Genomic DNA, 6,165 nt, shown 5'->3' with positions numbered 1-6,165 from the left:
GAGGCTAGGCGCGGCTCTGATCACCGTCAACGGGGGTGCAGGGCGCCCGGAGGCGGGGGGGGGGGGGGGGGGGGGGGGGGGGGGGGCCCCCCCCGGGGGGGCGCCCCCCCCCCCCCCGGGGGGGGGGGGCCCGGGGGGGGCCCCCCCCCCCCCCCCCCCCCCCCCCCCCCCCCCCCCCCGCCGTAGCGGCGGTCAGCGCCTCCCGGTGGTCAGCGCCTCCGACCGCCACAGGTCGCGGTAGTAGCCGGGGGAGGAGACCAGCTCCTCGTGCGTGCCCCGCTGCACCACCGACCCGTTCTCCAGCACGACGATCTCGTCCATCGACTCCAGCCCGCGCAGCCGGTGGGTGACCAGCAGCGTCGTACGGCCGTGGGTGGCGTCCAGCAGGTCGGCCATGAGCGCGTCCGCCGTCGTCTCGTCCAGGGCCTCGGCCGGCTCGTCCAGCAGCAGCACGGGAGGATCGTGCAGCAGTGCCCTGGCCAGTGCCAGGCGCTGGAGCTGGCCCCCGGAGAGCGTCCGCCCGTCCTCGCCGAGCACGGTGTCCCAGCCGGTCCGCTCCACCCACCGGTCCAGGCGGGCCCGCCGTACGGCCTCGGCCAGCTCGGCCTCGTCCGCCTCCGGGCCCGCCAGCCGCAGGTTGTCGCGCACCGACGTCTGGAACACGTACGGGTCCTGGGTCAGGCCGGTCATCACCCGCCGGACGTCGTCGCCGGACAGCTCGCGGACGTCCACCCCGTTCACCCGGATCGTGCCCGACTCGGGTTCGACCAGGCGCATCAGGGCGGACAGCAGGGTGCTCTTGCCGGCGCCGCTGGGGCCGACCAGGGCGACCCGCCTGCCGGGGGTGAGGGTCAGGCCGACCCCGTTCAGGGCCGGGGCCCGACCGCCCTCGTGCCGGACCACCAGGTCCCCCACCTCGACGGTCACCGGCCCGGGGGGCACCTCGGCCGGAACGTCCGGCTCGGCCACCGCGACCGGCGCCGTGCCGACCTCCCGCAACCGGCGCAGGGCGGCGAGCACCCCGCTCAGCCGCTCCCCGGCCGCCGCCATCGGCAGCACCGGCTCGAAGGAGACCAGCGCGGTCAGCGCGAGGACCGCGGTGACCACGGAACCCGCCCCCGCGCCCTGGGCGGTCAGCACGATCGCGGCCACGGTCAGGCCCTGGACGAGCACGCCGAGGGCCGAGGCCACGGCGTTCGCCCGCGCCTGCCGGCGCTCCAGCCCGGCCAGCCGGGCGTCGGCCTCGCCGGCGGCGGCCAGGGCCCGTCCCTCGGCCCCGTAGGCGGCCAGGTCGGGCGCGCCGTGCACCAGATCGGCGACCCGGGCGGCCAGGTCGGCCCGCGCCGGGGCGATCCGCGCCGACCAGCGCCGCGCGGCGGCGGCCGTGCCCGCCGGGATCAGCACCCCGGCCACCAGCAGCCCGGCCAGCAGCACCAGCGCGGCGGCCGGGAGCAGGAAGAACCCGATCGTCACCGCGGCCACGCCGGTGACCAGCGCCGCGGCGGCCGGAAGCAGGCATCGTACGAGCAGGTCCTGTACGGCGTCGGTGTCGTCGACCATCCGGCTGAGCAGGTCGGCGCCCCGGCGGTCCGCCGATCCCGCGGGGATGAGCGCCCGGTAGAGCCGCTCCCTGGTCGTGGCCTGGGCCCGTAGCGCCACGTCGTGCCCGGCCAGCCGCTCGCCGTACCGGAAGACGCCCCGGGTGGTGGCGAACGCCCTGACCCCGACGATCGCCACGCTCAGCGCCGCCAGCGGGGGCTGCTCGGCGGCCCTGGTGATCAGCCACGCCGCCGACCCGATCAGGCCCAGCCCGGCCAGCTCGGCCGCCGCTCCCGCCGCCGCGGCCAGAAGGGACCGCCCGCCCCGGCCCGTCGCGGTCCGGATGAGATCGATCATGACGAGGACCTCCCCCCGCGCGTCCCGGCCGGGGGTCTGCCGTCCACCGGTTCCCGGGCGGCCCGTCCTCCGGCCGCGGGGTCCTCGACGGTGGGGCTCTCGACGGGGCTCTCGACGACGGGGCTCTCGGTGGCGACCACCCGGCCGTCGGCGATGCGGATCACCCGGTCGGCCAGCTCGATCATCGCGGGCCGGTGGGCGACGATCACGGCGGTCCGGCCCTCGGCCAGGTCACGGGTCGCGCTCACGACCGCGCTCTCGCTGCGGCCGTCCAGCCGCGCGGTCGGCTCGTCCAGCAGGAGCAGCCCGGCCTCGGGGCGGCAGAACGCGCGGGCGAGGGCCACCCGCTGCCGCTGCCCGGCCGAGAGGTTCGCCCCCCGCTCGCCGACCACGGTGTCGTAGCCCTCCGGAAGCGCCGTGACGAACCCGTCGGCCTGGGCGGCCCGAGCGGCGGCCCTGACCTCGTCGATCGTCACGGCCGGGGCGCCGAGCGCGATGTTCTCGGCCACCGAGGCGGCGAACAGGTGGGGCCGCTGGGGGACGAAGGCCAGCCGGGCGCGCCAGGAGTCCTGGTCGCCGATCTCGGCGCCGTCCACCAGCACCCGCCCCTCGGACGGGGTGACGAAGCCGAGCAGCAGGTGCAGCAGGGTGCTCTTGCCCGCGCCGCTCTCGCCCACCAGCGCCACCCGCTCACCGGGCGCGATCACCAGCGAGACGTCCTCCAGGGCCGCCTCCGGCCGGTCCGGGTAACGCACCGTGACGTGCTCCAGCCGGATCTCCGGGGCCGTGCCCCTCTCCGGCCCGGTCCGACGTCCCGGCTCCGTCCTGCGTCCCGTCTCCGTCCGACGTCCCGGCGTCGCCGGGCCGTCCAGGACGGCGAACGCCTCGTCGGCGGCGGCGACCCCCTCCATGGCGGCGTGGAACCGGCCGCCCATGGTGCGCAGCGGCAGGTACGCCTCCGGCGCCAGCAGCAGGACCAGCAGCGCGGTCGACAGGTCCAGCGAGCCGGACAGCAACCGCAGGCCCACCGGGACGGCGACCAGGGCCAGGGAGAGCGACGCGGCCAGCTCCAGCACCAGCGAGGACAGGAACGCGACCCGGAGCGTGCGCATCGTCGCGCTCCGGTGGGCCTCGGAGACCCGCTGGATCACCTCGGCCTGGTAGCGGGCCCTGCCGAAGGCGCGCAGCGTGGGAAGGCCGCGGACCACGTCCAGGAAGTGCCCGCCCAGCCGGGACAGGGCCCTCCACTGCCGCTCGGTCACGGCCCTGGTGTGCATCCCGACCAGCGCCCCGAAGATCGGGATGAGCGGCAGCGTGACCAGCACGATCAGTGCGCTGGGCAGGTCCGCGGCGAACAGCCGGACGAGCACCGCCACCGGCACGACGCCCGCGACCGCCACCGCGGGCAGGTACCCCGACAGGTAGGGGTCGAGGGCGTCCAGGCCGCGGCCGGTCAGCGTCACCAGCTCTCCCGACCGCTGGGAGGCCGGCCGGACCGGGCCGAGCTCCTGCAGCCGCGCCAGCAGGCGGTGCCGCAGGGCCGACTTCACGCCCGTGGCCATCCGTCCTGCGGCGGCGCCCTGCGTCAGGGCGAGCAGCGCCCGGACGCCGACGACGACCGCCAGCAGGATCAGGGCGGAGGTCGTGAACCGCCCGGACAGCACCCCGGCCAGCAGTTCGGCCTGGACCAGGACGAGCAGCCCGGCCAGGACGGCGGCGGCCAGGCAGACCACCAGATGGAGACGGACCGCCCGCTCGCCCACGGCCAGCCGTACCAGATCCTTGTGCATGTCGACCTTAGAAGATCTCAGAAGAACGACGGAACCCGATCGGCGGCCCGTCGGGGACCGAACGTCCGCCATGTCCATACTTGCGCACCCACCATGACCGGTGCGAAGGGCAGGATGATGACACTCAACACACCCAGCGCCCCGGCCGACGCCGTACGCTCCAGCAGCCAGGGGGCGAACGCGGCCAGCAGCACCGCGGCGGGCGCGGCGGCGGCGGCACCGGAGGCCAGCAGCGCCCACCCGCTCCGCCGGGCACCGGTCATCCGGCCCGGCAGCCGCCAGGACAGGAACGTCCAGCCGTGGAAGGCGAGCAGGGCGGCCAGCACCAGCCCGCCCGCCAGGCCGGGCAGGGCGATCACCGGTTCGTCCAGGCCGCGGGCCATCGCGACCAGGGCCATGCCCCAGCTCAGGGCGAGCCCCCAGGAGCCCGCGCAGACGGCCGCGGTCCAGCCCTCGCGCCACGCGCTCCCGTCGGCGCGGCGCCGGAACCAGAGCCCGGCGTCGCGGACGATCCACGACACCAGAAGGGAGACCACCAGCGGGTACAGGCCGAACAGCACCTCCCCCTCGGCCGCGGGGAAGGCGCCGAACAGCACGCCCGCCACGGCGACCAGCCAGACCTCGCCCGCCAGCACGAACGGCGCCATGGCGGCGACGATCTCGTCCCGGTCCCGCGGGGTCCTCCCGAGGAAGAGGAGCAGCATGCCCGCCCCGATGTCGGGGCCCTCGAGGGCGAAGTAGCCGACCAGCAGGACGGCGAAGACACAGAGCCAGAGGATGTCCACGGTCTCTCCTCCTAGTGGCTGAGCGCGTGCGCGCGCTCGTGGGGGTCGGCCGGGGCCGGTTCGCCCAGGGTGACGGCGGCGGGTCCGCGCCGGACGGTACGGGCGATCAGCACGTAGTCGACGATCGCGAGCAGGAGGAGCACGCCGGTGAAGGCGACGAACGAGCCGATCACCATGGCGGGGGTGAGCCCCGGGGACATGGCGTCGGCCACGGTCAGCCTGCCGTTGATCATCCAGGGCTGCCGGCCGTTCTCACGGGCCAGCCAGCCGAGGATCGCCGCGGCGAAGGGCAGCGGGGTGATCGCCATCAGCACGGGCTGCATCCAGCGCCAGCGGGGCAGCCAGTACACCAGCGGCGTCAGCACGAACAGGATGACGAGCTGGAGCGGCTGGCCGATGAGGATCATGAGTCCCAGGCCCAGCCCGGCGACCCCTCCGTCGTCGAACTTGCCCGGCTGGAAAACCGAGATCGCGCCGAACTGGGCGTACCCGAAACCGACCGTGATCAGCGAGCCGACCAGCGCGACGACCACGCCGGTGCGGAGCGATCCGGTGAAGAACTCCCGCTCGGAGGTCCGCCGGAACAGCTGGTACGCGCTGGCCCCCATGATCACGAAGCCGCCGGCCCACAGGCCCGCGCCCAGCACGTGCGGCAGCGCCATGGTCAGGGCCGGGTTGGCGAGCAGCGCGCCGGGGTCGGTCAGCACCAGGTGCCCGTCCCGCAGCACGGCACCGGCCGGGTTCTGCAGGAACGAGTTGGCCATCATGATCCACAGGGCGGAGGCGTAGGCGGTCAGCGTCACCACCCAGATGCACCCCACGTGCAGCCAGGTGGGCAACCGGTGCCAGCCGAAGATCCACAGGCCCAGGAAGGTGGACTCCAGGAAGAAGGCGCCGAGCGTCTCGATCGCGAGCGGCGCCCCGAAGACGTCTCCCGCGTAGTGCGAGAGGCCGCTCCAGTTCAGGCCGAACTGGAACTCCATCACCAGCCCGGTGAAGATGCCGAGCGCGTAGTTGATCACGTAGAGCTGACCCCAGAAACGGGTCGCGCGCTCGTGGTCGGGCCTGCCGGTGACGGCGTAGCGGGTGTGCATGATCGCGATCAGGGGGGCCAGGCCCAGCGTCAGGACGACGAACAGGAAGTGAAGACTCCCCGTCACGGCGAACTGCGTCCGGGCCAGGTCGAGCACGTCCACGATCTCACCTCCAATGTCATGTCTGCCTACGTATAGACACTCTACATGTAGGCGAGCTACATGTAGAGTGTCTATACGAGAGGTAGGCTGATCAGGTGAGTGATCGAAGCGCGCGAACCGGTGGGAACGACGGCCCGCGGGCCGGCCGGTGGGAAGAGGGGCTCGTATGAACGCCGACGCGCTCCGCGGCCACATGGACGCCCTGCTGCTCTCCGTGCTGGAGCAGGAGCCGCTGCACGGTTACGCGATCATCGAGGCGCTCCAGGCGCGGAGCGGGGGCGCGCTGAACGTGCCGACCGGCACCGTCTACCCGGCGCTGCGGCGGCTGGAGCAGGCGGGATATCTGACCGGCGAGTGGGCCACCGTGGGCGGGCGCAAGCGGCGCACCTACCGGCTGACCTCCGCGGGCCGCACCGCCCTGGCCGGGGAACGCTCGGCCTGGCGCGAGTTCACCGGGGCCATCGGCAGCGTCCTGGAGCCCCGTACCGCCCGCTGACG

Annotated in this window: 5 protein-coding genes; 1 reads left to right on the top strand and 4 read right to left on the bottom strand. The window is 74.8% G+C overall.

Annotation, left to right across the window (positions count from 1 at the left end; all coding sequences use genetic code 11):
* Nucleotides 1-192: 192 nt before the first annotated feature.
* From cydC to ACIBCT_RS17110, 4 genes are read right to left on the bottom strand one after another with little or no spacing between them, the layout of a single operon-like run.
* Complete coding sequence (gene cydC / locus ACIBCT_RS17125; protein WP_399189437.1) at nt 193-1,896, bottom strand: thiol reductant ABC exporter subunit CydC; 1,704 nt, start codon at nt 1,894-1,896, stop codon at nt 193-195.
* Nucleotides 1,893-3,686 (bottom strand): thiol reductant ABC exporter subunit CydD, encoded by a 1,794-nt coding sequence (gene cydD / locus ACIBCT_RS17120; protein ID WP_399189435.1) that lies wholly within the window; start codon nt 3,684-3,686, stop codon nt 1,893-1,895. Before cydD ends, cydC begins: the two co-directional genes overlap by 4 nt.
* A 17-nt stretch (nt 3,687-3,703) precedes the next feature.
* Nucleotides 3,704-4,471, bottom strand: coding sequence for a cytochrome d ubiquinol oxidase subunit II (locus ACIBCT_RS17115; protein WP_399189433.1), 768 nt, complete (start codon nt 4,469-4,471; stop codon nt 3,704-3,706).
* Nucleotides 4,472-4,482: 11 nt separating this feature from the next.
* Nucleotides 4,483-5,667: a cytochrome ubiquinol oxidase subunit I gene (locus ACIBCT_RS17110; RefSeq protein WP_399189431.1), complete on the bottom strand. Its 1,185-nt coding sequence runs from the start codon at nt 5,665-5,667 to the stop codon at nt 4,483-4,485.
* A gap of 166 nt (nt 5,668-5,833) precedes the next feature.
* Between ACIBCT_RS17110 and ACIBCT_RS17105 the strand changes: the two genes are divergently transcribed.
* Nucleotides 5,834-6,163 (top strand): PadR family transcriptional regulator, encoded by a 330-nt coding sequence (locus tag ACIBCT_RS17105; protein ID WP_399189429.1) that lies wholly within the window; start codon nt 5,834-5,836, stop codon nt 6,161-6,163.
* The last annotated feature ends 2 nt before the right edge of the window (nt 6,164-6,165 follow it).

Source organism: Streptosporangium sp. NPDC050855 (genome assembly GCF_044456585.1).
Classification (GTDB): Bacteria; Actinomycetota; Actinomycetes; order Streptosporangiales; family Streptosporangiaceae; genus Streptosporangium; species Streptosporangium longisporum.
The sequence above is the reverse complement of the archived record's forward strand: the minus strand, read 5'-3'. Positions and strand labels throughout refer to the sequence as shown.